This is a genomic window from Pseudomonas sp. ES4 (assembly GCF_050586665.1).
Taxonomy (GTDB): Bacteria; Pseudomonadota; Gammaproteobacteria; order Pseudomonadales; family Pseudomonadaceae; genus Aquipseudomonas; species Aquipseudomonas frederiksbergensis.
On the sequence record NZ_JBOBDO010000017.1, the window covers coordinates 12456 to 27896 of the forward strand.

At 52.5% G+C, this 15441-nt stretch carries 12 protein-coding genes and 1 pseudogene; 6 read left to right on the forward strand and 7 right to left on the reverse strand.

Annotated features, from left to right (window positions below; translation table 11 throughout):
• Window positions 1-78 precede the first annotated feature (78 nt).
• The 3 genes and pseudogenes from ACQ4OB_RS18490 to ACQ4OB_RS18500 all read right to left on the reverse strand — a co-directional run bounded on the left by ACQ4OB_RS18490 (window position 79) and on the right by ACQ4OB_RS18500 (window position 1834).
• A complete protein-coding gene (locus ACQ4OB_RS18490) occupies window positions 79-1038 on the reverse strand; it encodes a 2-hydroxyacid dehydrogenase (protein WP_074876229.1) in 960 nt (319 codons plus the stop codon).
• A 163-nt stretch (window positions 1039-1201) separates the two neighbouring features.
• Window positions 1202-1366 (reverse strand): annotated as a pseudogene (locus tag ACQ4OB_RS18495) (isochorismatase family protein); the annotation flags it as partial.
• Window positions 1367-1450: 84 nt separating this feature from the next.
• Complete coding sequence (locus ACQ4OB_RS18500) at window positions 1451-1834, reverse strand: tautomerase family protein (protein WP_102616369.1); 384 nt, start codon at window positions 1832-1834, stop codon at window positions 1451-1453.
• 271 nt (window positions 1835-2105) lie between these two features.
• Here ACQ4OB_RS18500 and ACQ4OB_RS18505 point away from each other — a divergent pair, with 271 nt between their 5' ends.
• A complete protein-coding gene (locus ACQ4OB_RS18505; RefSeq protein WP_074876234.1) occupies window positions 2106-3386 on the forward strand; it encodes a serine/threonine transporter in 1281 nt (426 codons plus the stop codon).
• A 219-nt stretch (window positions 3387-3605) separates the two neighbouring features.
• Here the strand turns inward: ACQ4OB_RS18505 and acnB are convergent, their stop codons facing one another.
• Complete coding sequence (gene acnB, locus ACQ4OB_RS18510; RefSeq protein WP_076031272.1) at window positions 3606-6215, reverse strand: bifunctional aconitate hydratase 2/2-methylisocitrate dehydratase; 2610 nt, start codon at window positions 6213-6215, stop codon at window positions 3606-3608.
• Between the two features lie 408 nt (window positions 6216-6623).
• Between acnB and ACQ4OB_RS18515 the strand changes: the two genes are divergently transcribed.
• Window positions 6624-7094, forward strand: a complete 471-nt coding sequence (locus ACQ4OB_RS18515) for a DUF1289 domain-containing protein (protein WP_008149863.1) — start codon at window positions 6624-6626, stop codon at window positions 7092-7094.
• A 121-nt stretch (window positions 7095-7215) separates the two neighbouring features.
• On the opposite strand, the gene ACQ4OB_RS18520 is transcribed toward ACQ4OB_RS18515, so the two are convergent.
• Window positions 7216-8079 carry a universal stress protein gene (locus ACQ4OB_RS18520; RefSeq protein ID WP_074876238.1) on the reverse strand — a complete coding sequence of 288 codons (864 nt, stop codon included), beginning with the start codon at window positions 8077-8079 and terminating at the stop codon, window positions 7216-7218.
• A gap of 160 nt (window positions 8080-8239) precedes the next feature.
• Between ACQ4OB_RS18520 and miaE the strand changes: the two genes are divergently transcribed.
• From miaE to ACQ4OB_RS18540, 4 genes are all read left to right on the forward strand, one after another.
• Window positions 8240-8401 (forward strand): tRNA isopentenyl-2-thiomethyl-A-37 hydroxylase MiaE, encoded by a 162-nt coding sequence (gene miaE / locus ACQ4OB_RS18525; RefSeq protein ID WP_430956183.1) that lies wholly within the window; start codon window positions 8240-8242, stop codon window positions 8399-8401.
• Entirely contained in the window at window positions 8391-8996 is a 606-nt protein-coding gene (locus ACQ4OB_RS18530) for a tRNA-(ms[2]io[6]A)-hydroxylase (RefSeq protein WP_430956184.1), read from the forward strand. The genes miaE and ACQ4OB_RS18530 overlap by 11 nt, the downstream gene beginning before the upstream one ends.
• A 696-nt stretch (window positions 8997-9692) precedes the next feature.
• Entirely contained in the window at window positions 9693-10616 is a 924-nt protein-coding gene (locus ACQ4OB_RS18535; RefSeq protein WP_430956185.1) for a HamA C-terminal domain-containing protein, read from the forward strand.
• A complete protein-coding gene (locus ACQ4OB_RS18540) occupies window positions 10616-13129 on the forward strand; it encodes a DEAD/DEAH box helicase (protein ID WP_430956186.1) in 2514 nt (837 codons plus the stop codon). Before ACQ4OB_RS18535 ends, ACQ4OB_RS18540 begins: the two co-directional genes overlap by 1 nt.
• A 236-nt stretch (window positions 13130-13365) precedes the next feature.
• Here the strand turns inward: ACQ4OB_RS18540 and ACQ4OB_RS18545 are convergent, their stop codons facing one another.
• Together ACQ4OB_RS18545 and ACQ4OB_RS18550 are read right to left on the reverse strand one after the other, a co-directional pair.
• Window positions 13366-14295, reverse strand: coding sequence for a hypothetical protein (locus ACQ4OB_RS18545; RefSeq protein ID WP_430956187.1), 930 nt, complete (start codon window positions 14293-14295; stop codon window positions 13366-13368).
• A 437-nt stretch (window positions 14296-14732) separates the two neighbouring features.
• On the reverse strand, window positions 14733-15350 hold the full coding sequence (locus tag ACQ4OB_RS18550; protein WP_430956188.1) for a recombinase family protein: 618 nt from the start codon (window positions 15348-15350) through the stop codon (window positions 14733-14735).
• Window positions 15351-15441: the final 91 nt, after the last annotated feature.

Sequence of the window (15441 nt, forward strand, 5' to 3'; positions counted from 1 at the left end):
CACAACCACGAACGGCCCTTATAGGTGAGCGTGTTGCCGGACAATCATTGTTTTTGATACATCTGTTTGAATAGTGAATCAGATCATGCTCATCGACGATGGCAGGGCAATCGGGGTCAAAACCGGGTTGCCGGAGAAGAACGCCACCAGATTGCGACCTGCCAGCTCCACGGTGCCTTGAGTGGCTTCCGGGGACAAACCGGCGACATGCGGGGTGAGGATCACATTGGCCAACGCCTTGAAGGCATTGGGGACTTGGGGTTCTGTGTCGAAGACATCCAGCGCAGCGCCGGCAATCCTGCGCTGCTCAAGCGAGCTGATCAGGTCGGCGGTGACGATCACGCTGGCTCGGGCGATGTTGACGATGAACCCCTGGGGGCCCAAAGCGTCGAGTACTTGCCGGTTGATCAGGTGCTTGGTGCCTAGCCCGCCAGGGGTGGCGACGATCAAAAAGTCTGATTCCCGTGCCAGTTCGGTGGGCGTCGAGCGGAAGCTGTACGGCACGTCGCTGCGATGCTGGCGGTTGTGGTAACTGATCGTCATGTCGAAGCCGTGGGCGGCGCGTTTGGCGATGGCCATGCCGACCGCACCGAGCCCCAGGATGCCCAGGTGCTTGCCGGCCAGGGAAGGGCGCATGATTTTCGGCCACTCACCCCGGCGCACGGCGGCATCGCAACGGGGAATGTCACGCACCAGCGACAGCAGCATCGCCATGGCATGGTCGGCGACTGAAGAGGCGTTGACTCCGGCGCCATTGGTGACCGTAATGCCCCGGTTGGCGGCGGCTTGCAGGTCGACATGTTCATAACCGGCACCGATCACGCAGATGATCTTGAGATTGGGCAGGGCGGCGATTTCGTCGGCATACAAGCCCAATGGACCACGGGTCAGCACCGCATCGATCCGGGCGCCATGGCGCGTGATGGCGTCGGCGCGCTCGGCAGGTGTGGGAGCCAGAATCAGGTGAAAACCCTGATGTTCGAGAATCGGCAGGTACTCATTGATGGTTTCAACCAGTACCAGAACGGTTGCGGGCATGCTGGGCTCCTGTGGGCATCGGTAGTTCGGAGGCTCGAACGTCGCTTCGGATGGCTGATGGCGCAACGGTCTGGCATTAACCAAAGATAGCAGGCTTGTGGCCTGCGACCTCAGTGTAGGAGCGTTCCTTGGCGCTCACACATCCACGGTGTTCAATACCTTGGCGAAGGCACCGTTTCGGCATGTTGCGCTCCCTGGCCTGACGAATGAGTTGCTGGATGTTCGCCAGTACCCGTTCACCGTCGTAGGGTTTTTCCGCGCCATGGTACAGACCGACCTGCATATCGATGATCAATAGCGCTGATGAAACGACAAGACCCCGGTCCATTGCTGGCGGGGCCTTGGGTTCACCCGGCGTCGCGGGCGTGTCAACGGCCGTACCCGGGGTGGGAAATATCCGGGCTGCCAGCAATCAGCTGACGTACTGGGCTATTCCATTGCCAAACGACCAGTTCTCTTTCTTTACCTCCACCAGATTGATGAATACATCTTCCAGGCGCACCGCCAGTTCCGCGTTAAGGCTCTCGGCGATGGTTTTGTAGAGGAGTTTTTTCTGCTCGATCGTGCGGCCTTCGCTCAGGGTGATCTGAATCACCACCAGATTGTCGGTTCGATTGATGCCCAGGTAGCCGGGATCAAAGATGAAATGCTGTTCGTCGTGCTCGGCCAGAATCTGGAAGTTATCGTTCTCGGGCACGGCGATGGCGCTGTGCAGGGCGGCGTAGATCAATTGCCCGACACGTTTGGCGTGAGTAGGGTCTTGATGCTTCTTGATGTCGACGCGAACGAGTGGCATGAGAGGGCTCCGCAGGTAAGGGCTGACGGCCAGCAGTCGGAATCGAAATTACAGGACGACAATCCTTTATTGGATAGATTTTTTTAGAACAGCTATTCAATAAAGGGATGCCAAGCATCTGATCCGTTCAACCACTCCTCAGCTAAGTCTTTGCTTCTGCTGATTAATCCCGGACAATCGCGCCCCTGTTTCGGCCAGGGCGCTGCCTGTCGGATTTTTCCGACTCGTCCTGACCGGGTAGCAACTGACCGGAATGCGGAGATCCCACCGGATGAATGATCAGGCCAATAGCGTCGACGAACGCTATGTATCGACGGCACCAGCGACGCTTGAGAGCTGGAATCGCCATGACACCACCTGGATGCTGGGCCTGTTTGGCACAGCCATCGGGGCCGGCACGCTGTTTTTGCCGATCAACGCGGGTCTGGGCGGCTTCTGGCCGTTGCTGGTCCTGGCGGTGTTGGCGTTCCCCATGACGTTTTACGCACACCGTGGCCTGACCCGCTTCGTGTTGTCTGGACGCGAAGGCGCGGACATCACTGAAGTCGTGGAAGAGCACTTCGGGATCAAGGCTGGTGCGCTGATCACCTTGCTGTATTTCTTTGCGATCTTCCCGATCCTGCTGATTTATAGCGTGGCCCTGACCAATACCGTGGGCAGTTTCCTCGAGCATCAATTGCACATCATGCCGCCACCGCGCGCCGTGCTGTCGCTGGTGCTGATCCTCGGCCTGTTGGCGGTGGTGCGTTGCGGCGAGCAGGTGATCGTCAAGGCGATGAGCCTGATGGTTTATCCGTTCATTGTTGCGCTGCTGTTCCTCGCGGTGTTCCTGATTCCACACTGGAACGGCGGCATTCTCGCCACCGCATCGACACTGCCGGAACCCTCGGCACTGTTGCATACGCTGTGGCTGGCGATTCCGGTGATGGTGTTCTCGTTCAACCATTCGCCGATCATCTCGGCGTTCGCGGTGGACCAGAAGCGTCGTTACGGCGATCACGCCGAAGAGCGCAGCTCGCAGATCCTGTCCCGGGCCCACCTCTTGATGGTGGTGATGGTGTTGTTCTTCGTGTTCAGTTGCGTGCTGACCCTGTCGCCGGCGCAACTGGCGGAAGCCAAGGCGCAGAACCTGTCGATCCTGTCGTACCTGGCCAACCACTTCAGCAACCCGACCATCGCCTTCGCGGCGCCGTTGATTGCGTTCGTGGCCATTTCCAAGTCGTTCCTTGGCCACTACATCGGCGCCAGCGAAGGCCTTAAAGGTCTGATCGTGAAGAGTGGCAAGCGCCCGGCACCGAAGACCCTCGATCGCATGACTGCCGCCTTCATGCTGGTGGTCTGCTGGATCGTTGCCACGCTGAACCCGAGCATTCTGGGGATGATCGAAACCCTCGGTGGTCCGATCATCGCCGCGATCCTGTTCCTGATGCCGATGTACGCAATCCGCAAGGTTCCGGCCATGGCGCGTTATCGCGGTCAGGCTTCCAACGTCTTCGTGACGGCGGTGGGCCTGGTGGCGATTTCGGCGTTGATCTATTCGCTGACAGCTTGAATTTGAGCGACCACTGACGTTTCTATGGGGCTGTGAGTCCGCTATCGCGAGCAGGCTCACTCCCACAGGTTCTGCACCCGTTCCTGTGGGAGCGAGCCTGCTCGCGATGGGGGGCGCCTCGTTCTTCAGGTAAGCCAGGCAGTGGGCCCCATATTTCTTCAGGCATAAAAAAACGCCGCTCATCTCACGATGGGCGGCGTTTTTTATTGCGTTGCAGCGTTAGGCTTGAACGACCGGGATGTTGGCGTTCGCAGCAGCTTCACGGAACTCGGCGATCTGGTCGAAGGACAGGTAGCGGTAGACATCGGCCGCCATGCTGTCGATCTTGCCAGCGTATTCCATGTACTCCTCGACGGTCGGCAGGCGACCCAGGATGGAAGCAACAGACGCCAGCTCGGCCGAAGCCAGGTAGACGTTCGCGCCGTCACCCAGACGGTTCGGGAAGTTACGGGTCGACGTCGACACAACAGTGGAGTTCGGTTCTACACGTGCCTGGTTACCCATGCACAGCGAGCAGCCCGGCATTTCCATGCGTGCGCCGGCCTTGCCGTAGATGCCGTAGTAGCCTTCTTCGGTCAGCTGGTGAGCGTCCATTTTGGTCGGCGGCGATAGCCACAGACGGGTTGGCAGCTGGCCTTTGACCTGTTCCAGCAACTTGCCGGCAGCGCGGAAGTGGCCGATGTTGGTCATGCACGAACCGATGAACACTTCGTCGATTTTCTCGCCAGCAACGCTGGACAGCAGACGGGCGTCGTCCGGATCGTTTGGCGCGCAGAGCACAGGCTCCTTGATGTCGGCCAAGTCGATTTCGATGATTTCAGCGTATTCGGCGTCAGCATCGGCAACCATCAACTCAGGGTTGGCGATCCAGGCTTCCATCGCTTGAGCACGACGTTCCAGGGTGCGCGCATCGCCGTAGCCTTCGCCGATCATCCAGCGCAGCAGGGTGACGTTGGAGCTCAGGTACTCGGTGATCGACTCTTTCGACAGCTTGATGGTGCAACCGGCAGCCGAACGTTCGGCCGAGGCGTCGGACAGCTCGAACGCTTGCTCGATGCTCAGGTTGTCCAGGCCTTCGATTTCCAGGATGCGGCCGGAGAAGGCGTTCTTCTTGCCTTTCTTCTCGACGGTCAGCAGGCCAGCCTGAATCGCGAAGTAAGGAATGGCGTGAACCAGGTCACGCAGGGTGACGCCCGGTTGCATTTTGCCTTTGAAGCGCACCAGGATCGATTCCGGCATGTCCAGCGGCATAACGCCAGTGGCTGCGGCAAACGCGACCAGACCGGAACCGGCCGGGAACGAAATGCCCATCGGGAAACGGGTGTGCGAGTCACCACCGGTACCGACGGTGTCCGGCAGCAGCATACGGTTCAGCCAGCTGTGGATGATGCCGTCGCCCGGACGCAGGGAAACGCCGCCGCGGGTCATGATGAAGTCTGGCAGGGTGTGGTGGGTGGTCACGTCGATCGGCTTAGGGTAAGCCGCGGTGTGGCAGAAGGACTGCATCACCAGATCGGTCGAGAAGCCCAGGCACGCCAGGTCTTTCAGTTCGTCACGGGTCATCGGACCGGTGGTGTCCTGGGAGCCGACGGTGGTCATCTTCGGTTCGCAGTAGGTGCCAGGACGAACGCCTTTGCCTTCTGGCAGGCCGCACGCCTTGCCGACCATTTTCTGTGCCAGGGTGAAGCCTTTGCCGGTGTCGACAGGTGCTTCAGGCAGCTTGAACAGGTCGGTAGGGCCCAGGCCCAATTCGGCACGGGCCTTATCGGTCAGGCCGCGACCGATGATCAGCGGAATCCGGCCGCCAGCGCGAACTTCGTCCAACAGCACCGGAGTCTTCATTTCGAAGGTGGTCAGGACTTCGTCAGTGCCGTGCTTGCAGACTTTGCCAGCATGCGGGTACAGGTCGATCACGTCGCCCATGTGCATGTTGGTAACGTCGAATTCGATTGGCAGTGCGCCCGCGTCTTCCATGGTGTTGTAGAAGATCGGAGCGATTTTGCTGCCGAAGCAGAAACCACCGGCACGCTTGTTCGGTACGAAAGGAACGTCGTCGCCGAAGAACCACAGCACCGAGTTGGTGGCGGATTTACGCGAAGAACCGGTACCGACCACGTCACCGACGTAGGCGATCGGGAAGCCGGCGTTGCGCATTTCTTCGATCTGCTTCATCGGACCGGTGACGCCCTGGACGTCAGGCACGATGCCTTCACGGGCCATTTTCAGCATGGCGAGGGCGTGCAGCGGGATGTCCGGGCGGGACCAGGCGTCCGGAGCAGGGGACAGGTCGTCGGTGTTGGTTTCGCCGGTGACCTTGAACACGCGAAGGCTGATCTTGTCGGCCAGGACAGGGCGGTTCTTGAACCACTCGCCGTCAGCCCAGGATTGCAGCACGCCTTTAGCGTGAACGTTGCCGTTCTTGGCTTTTTCAGCGACGTCGTGGAAAGCGTCGAACATCAGCAGGGTGTGCTTGAGTTCTTCGGCAGCGACTGGCGCCAGTTCGGCGTCTTCCAGCAGATTGACCAGCGTCACGATGTTGTAGCCGCCCTGCATGGTGCCGAGCAGTTCAACAGCGCGTTTCTTGTCGATCAGAGGGGATTTTGCTTCGCCTTTGGCGAGGGCAGACAGGAAACCGGCCTTTACATAGGCTGCTTCGTCCACACCTGGCGGAATGCGATTGGTGATCAGGTCAACGAGGAAAGCTTCTTCGCCCGCCGGGGGATTCTTCAGCAGCTCGACCAGGCCTGCAGTTTGTTCGGCGTTTAGCGGCTGGGGAACGATACCCAGTGCTGCACGCTCTTCGATATGTTTGCGGTAGGCTTCAAGCACAGTTATTACCCTCATCAGTGGTCCCAAATGGGTGTCCGGGACGCTCATCCCGAAATTGCCGTACTCATGCGCTGCGTGGCGTTGTGGGCCGCTTAGCCAGAATTACCGACAATTCCTTACAGAAGCTGCTTTCAAAGTTTTACGCCTGCAGAACGGGGAGCTGATGAGGGTTGGCGTTGGGCTTTTCCCCGCTGGAAAAACCCTTCGCCAACACCGCTCTGAAGGAACGACTGTGCTCGTGACGCTTTGAAAACAGCTTCTAACGGACATTGGCGCCTTAAAAGGCTGGCTGATTCTACGGCAAAAAAAATTTAAAGGTAAGTTGGCCCTCGAACTTTGAGGGGTGATGAATGTTAGACAAAGGGCTAACATGCCGACCTGTTCTGCTTTCCCGTGCTCTCCCAACCTATGCCCAATCAGACCATCAAGACCCCCTGCGTCGGCCTCTGCTCCACTGTTTACGGTGATTTGGTGTGCCGAGGCTGCAAGCGTTTCCACCATGAAGTGATCAACTGGAATGGTTACAACGAGGAGGAAAAGCGCGCGGTGTGGCTGCGTCTTGAGCTGCTGCTGTCCCAAGTGATGGCCAGCAAGCTTGAAGTTTTCGATCCCCAGCGCCTGCGTCTGCAGCTGGAGCAGCGCAAGATCCGCTTTGTGCCGCATCAGTCGGAATATTGCTGGGCGTATCAGTTGATCGCCCGGGGCGCGCGGGTCATCAACAACCTGGAAGCCTACGGGATGGTGCTGATGCCGGAGTTTCGCGACTGGAACCTGCCGGAACTGCGGGATGCCATTGATCGGGAATTCTTTTTGCTCTCCGAGGCGCATTACCAGCGCTACATTGCGCCCGGTTTCCTCAAAGACGCGTTCGGCGGCTGAAAAGCATCGCGGGCAAGCCACGCTCCCACAGGGTTTGTGTCGTGCACAATGGTTGTGATCGACACGAACCCTGTGGGAGCGTGGCTTGCCCGCGAAGGCGTCCTTATTGGCGCTGCCTATATCAATGCTGGGTCACGATCTCCTCCAGATGGTCCATGATCGTGTCCGGCTTCAGCACCAGCACATCGCTCTCCACCGCATCGAGCACCACTTCCGCCGTATTGCCGATCAACGCCCCTGACAAACCGGACCGCGCCACGGTACCAATCACCGTCACCGCCGCTTGCAGCTTGTGGACCATGAACGGAATCAACACATCCGCCGGGCCTTCCTCGATATGCAGGTGCTCGTCATCAATATCGAATTCGGCCTGAAACGATTTGCACTGTTCGCGATAGCGCGCCTCGATGGTTTCGCTGAGCTGTAACGTCGGGTCGGCCGCCGACAGCATCGGCGATGGATGGGCGCTGACCACGTGCAAATGGGCCTTGGCCAGGCTGGCGATGTCGTAACCGTGATCGACGATACAAGCGTGCAAGGTGCGGTGTTCGGCATCGGTATTACCGACATCGATTGCCGCCAGAATGACCCCGCCAGTCCAGGGTTTCGAGGTTTTGACCAGCAGCACCGGCGTCGGGCAGTAACGCAGCAGTTTCCAGTCCGCCGGGGTCAGCAGGGCTTTTTTCAGCGGGCTGTCGGGGTAATGTTGTTTGATCACCAGTCCGCAGCCTTCAGCCTGCTGCACATCGACAATGGTTTCGTGCAGGCTTTCGTTCCAGGCCTGCTCGGTGGTGACGCTGTAGCCGTCCTCGATCAGCGCGGCCTTGAGCACGCCCAACATGCCGCTATGGTCATGCTTGCGGTCGCAGACCAGCAGATGCAGATGAGCCTGGGTCACGCCGGCAATCAGCTTGGCCCGTTTGAGCGCCAGGCTTTCCGAGTGTTCAGGTTCGAGGACCACCAGAATGCTGCGAATGGCTTGCATGATCGGGATCTCCATGAAGTAAAAAATACTGCGTTGGACAACTATAGTTGCTGGCTGGCCATTCGGGACTTGATGTATATCAACGGTCGCGACTGGTGGTCTGCTGGCAGGCCGGTATAATCGGCGCCCTTCGATTTTGAACCTCTTGTCCGTGAGCCCCATGATCCTTCCCGAAATTCACGAGTTCCTCGGCTGCCGCACCCCCGATGGCTGGGTTCAGGCCGCGCTGGCTGATCAGGAAACCCTGCTGATCGATCACAAAAACTGTGAGAAAAAGTCGGCAATGCAACTACGAATTGTGGGGCCTGCCCATGCTGCCTGAAATCCATGATTTTCTGGGATGCCGGACCCCTGCAGCTTGGGTAGAAGCTGCCCTGAGCCAGCAAGACATCATGCTTTTGGATCACAAGAATTGTGAATTCAAGGCTGCTAGCACTGCCCTGAGCCTGATCGCGAAGTATCACTCCCACGTCGATTTGATCAACATGATGTCGCGTCTGGCTCGGGAAGAGCTGGTGCATCACGAGCAAGTCATGCGCTTGATGAAAAAGCGCAAGATCGAACTGCGTCAGTTGTCCGCCGGGCGTTACGCTTCGGGCCTACGCAAAGTGGTGCGTAGTCACGAACCGGTGAAACTGGTGGATACGCTGGTGGTCGGCGCGTTCATCGAAGCCCGCAGTTGCGAGCGTTTCGAGGCGCTGGTGCCGCATCTGGACGAAGAGTTGGGCAAGTTTTACTTCGGTCTGTTGAAAAGTGAGGCCCGGCATTTTCAGGGTTATTTGAAGCTGGCTTACCAGTATGGCGACGCCAAAGACATTGCCCAGGTGATCGAGAAGGTCCGCGCCGCCGAGCGGGAGCTGATCGAGTCGCCGGACGTGGAGTTTCGTTTCCACAGCGGCGTGCCTGCAGCGGCGTGACGTGGATTATGACCATTATTTCCCCGCCCAAAAAAAACCGCAGATCAAGGTCTGCGGGGCTTTTTCGTTTTTGGGTTGTACGTAAAATTTACCAGCAAAAATTTTTGGAGCTGGAAAATTTTCAGATCTAAATTTTTTGAACGGGGCATGCCCATGAAAAAGGGACCCATAAGCCCCTTTAGGCCATTCTGACAGCATGTAGTTGGTCCCCCCTCCTTTTTTCAGGACCATCTACTTAATGACTTCATCTCGTCCGCATACAAACCATCTTAGCGGCGACGTTGCGCGTTCAGACGAGATCGACATCCTTTTGTTAGCAGCACCAGGTGGCTAGGTTTTATGGCATCAGTCAGATGACGTCTACAGGAGTCATTAGGCAAGCTGTAGCATCGCTCCGCCTAGGATCACCAGTGATGAATGGCTAAGCTTAGGAACAAACAAAATCAGTCTCTAATCAGCTCACAGAAGCTATCAGTCATTAAGTTCACGCTTGACCGTACTACCAATCTAGCCATATCAGACTCTTTACGTGCATCAGTACTCGCGCTAATGTCGACCCGTGGCAAATCGCCATGATTTTTTTTTGCCTACGTCAGGGATAGTGCTATGCGAAAGTTAACGTAATTTTTTAGCGGTTCAGTTATTTATCGCATTTGCATGATTTTATTGTCGGATTTTGTCATAAGTGGTGTGTTTATGGACGAACTTGATATTGGGCGATTCCTTTCTGTAGATAAATCCGATTTGGATTCATGTCTGGATGTTGTTGAGCATCAAGAACTAATCGGTGGTGTTGTTGCCAGTATGCGCATACACCATATGCGGTTTGATGGTAACGGTCGCCCAGTTGTAAAGGCACTGGCGGAGGCTCTTTATCAATATATAATTGAGTATTGTATATCCTGTAAAAATCGCCCGGAACAACTTAATGCTAGGCAGGCAGCTAAGCTTACGAAAGAGGCTCGAGATTTATTTCGCCATCCTGTGGTCACCATAGATAATCCCGATATAAGTGGTGAAGCAGGAGAGGCATTACTGTTTTTTTTGAGTGAGGCTATTCTCCAGGCTCCACAAGTTGTAGCGAAGATGGAGCTTAAAACAAATCATAAAGACGAAGTTAAAGGTTCTGATGGAATTCACATGAAATGGAACTCAGAGGATGAGGTTGTGGATTTCTATTTTGGTGAATCGAAAATGTACCAAGACGTAGGTCGCGCCATTAGTGCCGCTCTTGATAGTGTGGATGGGTTTCACGAGGGTGAAATGTATAAGCATGAATTCAATATGGTGACAAAGCATTTTAAGTATGCTGATGAAGACGTGCGCGAGGCTGTAAGGGATTTAATAAAATTTGGTGAGCCAGGTCCCGGAGTGAGGATAAATCATGCTTGTCTAATCGGCTATGACTGGTCCGAATATGGAGCGGATCCAACCGCAGATGTGAAAAAGCATGTTGCAGAATTTCGTCTAAGATTGCTCGCTGATAGCGTTAGGTTAGCGAAAATGTTGAATGCTAGATTCTCTAACTTTGAAAAAAAACATCTGCGATTTGAGGTTTTTTTTATACCTTTTCCATCTGTTCAAGAGTTTCGTAACGCCTTCAATGAGGCTTTAAACTAATGGATTTTACTGAGGAAGAATTTCAAGTACCCCTTACTAAGCTTTACCGTAGTAGTGTTTTGAAATTGATTGCAGATCACTATGAAGAAAAGGATGGGTTGTCGGCATTAGAGTGTAATCGATTGGTTGGTCTTGCCTCAGCATTGTCGATATCTGAGGAGAGCGATGATATAAATTTGGCCTACGAAATTGTTACTAGGCTACTGGATGGTTACTCGGATGCCTATTCCAAAGTTAGTGGGGCAGCTGATTTGATTTTTTCTCGCATAGGGAATTTCCCGGGAAGGCACCTCCTACGTGCTCGCTATACTAATGGGCTTAGTCCCGAAATTCCTTTTAGTTTGTCCCTCGAAAGACTTGCTAGAGAAGCAGAGAACTCTGTTGCTGATGAGGTTGTTTTAACAAATTTTCAATATAAGCTTTATTCTTCGTTGAGCGGTGAACGTTCGCTAAGCGTTTCTGCTCCGACTTCTGCTGGAAAGTCTTTTGTTCTTAATATGGATCTAATGAGACGGCTTTCGTCTCGGATTGATCGATGTATAATATATGTTGTTCCAACTAGAGCTCTTATATCGGAAGTGTCATCTAGGGTTAGATCCACCGTTAGGGCTCAAGCTATTGAGAATGTTATTGTGAGGTCTGCTCCATTTCCGTTGGAGGAGCATCTTAGGTCAAATAGTGTGGTGTATGTGCTGACGCAAGAGAGATTATTGAGCTTGCTTAAGCCTGAAAATGATGTTGTCAAGATAGACGCTATATTTGTTGATGAGGCGCATGAAATACATAAGGGTAAGAGGGGAATTGTTCTTCAGAATGCAATCGATCTTACTTTGAAAAGATATCCTGCAGCATCAATTTTCTTTGCGAGCCCGCTTATCCGAAACCCTGGATATTTCCTCAATCTATTTAATAGATTGGATAATGGATATTTCTTCACTGAAAAAATATCACCTGTATCGCAGAATATAATTTTAGTTTCGCAAGTGGGGCAGCGTCCAAAAGTGGCAAGTTTCCAGCTGCTTGCTCGTTTTGGTATTGTGGATGTCGGAAGTTATGAACTTGGTATGAGGTTTCGTCCGCCAATCCTGCAGAGAAGATCTGCATTTGCTAGATTGATAACGAAGCCGGGGGAGTCGACCATTATATTTGCTAATGGTCCCGCGGAGGCGGAGGACCTAGCCAAATCCTTAGCTAAGTCGTTAGGTGAATGCGAGGTTTCAGATGAGGTTAATGATTTTGTATCTTTTATTAAATCGGAAATTCATGAAGAACATCCTCTTGTTGTAACTCTTCCTCGTGGGGTCGCATTTCACTACGGGGATTTGCCATCCATTGTACGATCTGGGGTGGAGGCGTTATTTAAATCGGGAGAAATTAAATACATCTGCAGTACCAGCACTCTTCTACAAGGTGTAAACCTTCCTGCAAAACATATAGTTATTGAAAATCCAAAAAGCGGATCTACCCCCATGCATAGGCCGGATTTTTTGAATCTTGCTGGAAGGGCGGGACGTCTTCTTAAAGAGTTTCACGGTAATGTTTGGTGTCTAACACCCGATTTATGGGAGGAACAATCTTTCTCCGGAGATGGGCTCCAAGAAATTCAATCTTCTATGTCAAAGATGATGGAGGATGGCGGAACTCTGATTCAAGATTTGATGCAAGGAGATGTTGAGGGTGAAAATCGTAAGGAATTGGCCGAGGCAGGCTTAGGTAGACTTTTTCATGAGAGCATGGAAAGCAGTATTGAAGAAGTTTTGAGGAAGTATGAGTCGACACTTAATTCAGAGGAGCTAGCGCAGACTTTAAATATAGTCAGATCACTAGATGTTACCCTTCCTCCTGAGCTTCTTGATACTCATCGGGCCCTGAGGCCTGATCATCTTCAAAAACTTTATGATAGGTTTATGCAAGAAATCGATATAGATGAGTTAGTACTTATTTCGCCATTTGACCGAGGCGGAAAATCTCGCATGGAGAAAGCAGTTGAATTAATTTGCAAGGCGTTTGAGTGGGAGTTGAGTGAGTTACAAATCTTATGGTACTGTGGACTGGCTCACAAATGGGTTACTGGTGTTCCAATCGGGCAGTTGATCCGTGAGCGTATAGTAAGAGCCCGTAAAGAGGATCCCTTTGCAAAGGCTTCTCCAATAATTAGAAGTGTATTGTCGGTTATCGAGAAAAAAATTAGATTCAGTTTGGTTAAATATTTTAGTGCGTATGAAGATGTATTGCGTCAAGCCATGTTTGATAGAGGCTACTTGAGATCTTCAATAAAAATAGCTCCATATCATACCTATATGGAGTTTGGATCTTGCGATAAAGTTAATTTGAGCCTAATGGCGTTGGGTTTTTCGAGGTTTACGGCGCTTCGGCTCAAAAATAAACTAAACTGGGGTGAGTCTTCTGAACCAGAAGATTATCTTGATATTCTCATTCGACAGGATATCGCGAAGCTCGGCCTTCCAAAAATGTGCCAATATGAAGTGGAAGATATTCTAGGTTTAAAATAAGTATAATTTTAGTCGTCTAATTATGCGTGGGGCTTCGAAGGAGGTCTCATGTTAGCTTTTTTGACTATGGGGTAATCATGATGATTGAAACTGCCTGCTATCGTGGGTAACTACAAGTCTGCTTCTGACCGATTCAGCATGCAAAATACTGACTAATTAATTAGCGGTAGCGTATAGTTTCAATTGATCCACCGCTAATTAATCGTGGCCTGCTCAGTTTGTATTTAGGCGTGTAGTCACAAATTTTGATTTCCTACTGCGGCTCTAATTGATGTTTCAAAGTATTGGGTGCCCGTATATCCGAGAATTGCGCCTACCACGAATGCACCGTAAAAATCCTCAAGAGTTACAAAGCCTTTCGATGAATCTTGTCGAGATAAAACAATGGCCAGAATCGTGGCCATCACAATTACGCCCAAAACGCTAACGATAGAGGCTGCGGCCGAAAACTCCGGTGAAAGAATGCCTTTGTTCAATTGCCGTGCAAGCCAACCGAGTATGCCCCCTGATACCGTACCAAGAACAATTGACTTTACAGGCGGTTGAACAGACACCGTTACGGGCACAACTTGGCTGCGGGATTCATCACCAACCCGGAACTTTATGAGCGCATATAACTCGAGTGCTTTTGGCTTGACCAACAACCAGTTGGCTGTCTGTAACTCGAACGAAGCCAAATCCTCCTGATACGGCGGAATTTCCCTCTCTTTACTGATATCGGGACCGGTGTCTGTATTGGGGGTGTCGAACACGACCTCGGCCCCTTCTGCATTATTAATATGTACGTTATCGTTAGGTCCGAATGGAGTTTTCACGGTCAACTTTGATTGCGGCTCCATATTTATGTGGAAATTACGTCCTCTTGGGCCGGGGAATTCAGCGGTAAGTGACCCGAAGCTGATTTCCTTGACTCGGAAATTTAAAAAATTTGTAAGTAAGCGATTAATCAAACCTTGCCCCATATAATCGTCGCGAGACGAGTTCCCCGCTTGTACTGTTTGTGAAGGTAGTAGTGGAGCTGAAGTTGGAGCTTGAATGGACTCAATTACGACCTTTTCCGAGAAAGGATTTCTGATAATTAAGCTCACAGTCGCAATAGTACCAGCCACTATAGGAGGGGCTTTGACCTCGACAGATAATAGTCCCTTAACTTCGATGTTTTCCATTGACAGGCCTTTTTAGCATTTAGCTGCATGAATATTAAGCTGGCCAATTTGTAGAATATTTTTTGCCAGCCTTAAGTAAAGTTATGGGGAAGGTACATAGTTTGCAACGCGTCGTGCTTGGTAGCTTCCGTCAGATGACGCTACTATTTTGCCATCAGCTTGTCTAGTGACCACTTCTCACTGTTCTCCGCCGATTGTTTCTTCGGCGTGAATTGGTAAAACCGGATGCAGGTGGTGGTCAGCACCAACGCGATTAGCTGGTCATTGATAATGCAATTGGGTGATCAAGCGGCACACAATTACTCACAACAAGTATTAAACCGTCCGGGCTTCCGTTATCCCATACAACGGAGCCAGGTACATGTACCTACTATTAAATACCGGTTGTTGGATGAGCCATCGTGAATCCCTACAACCCGGTGCATGGGGTATGCTGCCTAGGCGCTCCGCTTGATCCGGTAAACCGTTGCAACCCCTACATCGGCGAGTTTGGCTATGTCGTCTGCCGACATTGTGGGGTGCTTCGTAATTAACGAGAGTACCTTGGCCCATTTTTCGACATTCTTACCCTTACCCTTTGGCGTCCAACTTGGGTTTGCAATGCGTTTGTTTGCCAAACCCTGCTTGATCCGCTCAACCCGCTTCTCTTGGTCTAACCGTGCCATAGTGGCCATCAGATCGAGCAACATACTATTGATCACTTCCATAATTTGGCCGGTGATACCTTTGTCTTCGATCATCATGTGACTGGTTGGTAGGTCGGCGACTACTAGACGCAGGCCCTTGGCCCTAATGGTAGCTTTCAGTGTGTCCCAGTCAGCTTGGGATAGGCGCGAAAGCCTATCGACTGACTCGCACACGATGCACTGACCTGCCTCCGCCACCTCCAATAAGCGCATCAACTCAGGACGGTTGAGCTTAGTTCCGCTGATGTTCTCAGCATAGATCCCAACGACGTTAAGGCCCTTTTCGGCTGCAAACGTCTCCAATGCTGCCTTCGCGCGGTTAGCATCTTGATCTTTGGTGCTGGCTCGCAGATAGAGGTGAGCTTTCATCGCTGACTATCCTTTACTGTATGAATCGATAGAGTAATGATAATGCTATCATATGTCTATCTTATATATCTATTTGATAGTAGGTGGTAGG

Excerpts from the sequence above, each read along its gene's own strand:
- ACQ4OB_RS18550 (WP_430956188.1), bottom strand. The coding sequence starts at position 15,350 with ATGAAAGCTCACCTCTATCTGCGAGCCAGCACCAAAGATCAAGATGCT.
- ACQ4OB_RS18545 (WP_430956187.1), bottom strand. The coding sequence starts at position 14,295 with ATGGAAAACATCGAAGTTAAGGGACTATTATCTGTCGAGGTCAAAGCC.
- ACQ4OB_RS18530 (WP_430956184.1), top strand. The coding sequence starts at position 8,391 with ATGCTGCCTGAAATCCATGATTTTCTGGGATGCCGGACCCCTGCAGCT.
- miaE (WP_430956183.1), top strand. The coding sequence starts at position 8,240 with ATGATCCTTCCCGAAATTCACGAGTTCCTCGGCTGCCGCACCCCCGAT.
- ACQ4OB_RS18500 (WP_102616369.1), bottom strand. The coding sequence starts at position 1,834 with ATGCCACTCGTTCGCGTCGACATCAAGAAGCATCAAGACCCTACTCAC.
- ACQ4OB_RS18520 (WP_074876238.1), bottom strand. The coding sequence starts at position 8,079 with ATGCAAGCCATTCGCAGCATTCTGGTGGTCCTCGAACCTGAACACTCG.
- ACQ4OB_RS18490 (WP_074876229.1), bottom strand. The coding sequence starts at position 1,038 with ATGCCCGCAACCGTTCTGGTACTGGTTGAAACCATCAATGAGTACCTG.
- ACQ4OB_RS18515 (WP_008149863.1), top strand. The coding sequence starts at position 6,624 with ATGCCCAATCAGACCATCAAGACCCCCTGCGTCGGCCTCTGCTCCACT.
- ACQ4OB_RS18505 (WP_074876234.1), top strand. The coding sequence starts at position 2,106 with ATGAATGATCAGGCCAATAGCGTCGACGAACGCTATGTATCGACGGCA.
- ACQ4OB_RS18535 (WP_430956185.1), top strand. The coding sequence starts at position 9,693 with ATGGACGAACTTGATATTGGGCGATTCCTTTCTGTAGATAAATCCGAT.
- ACQ4OB_RS18540 (WP_430956186.1), top strand. The coding sequence starts at position 10,616 with ATGGATTTTACTGAGGAAGAATTTCAAGTACCCCTTACTAAGCTTTAC.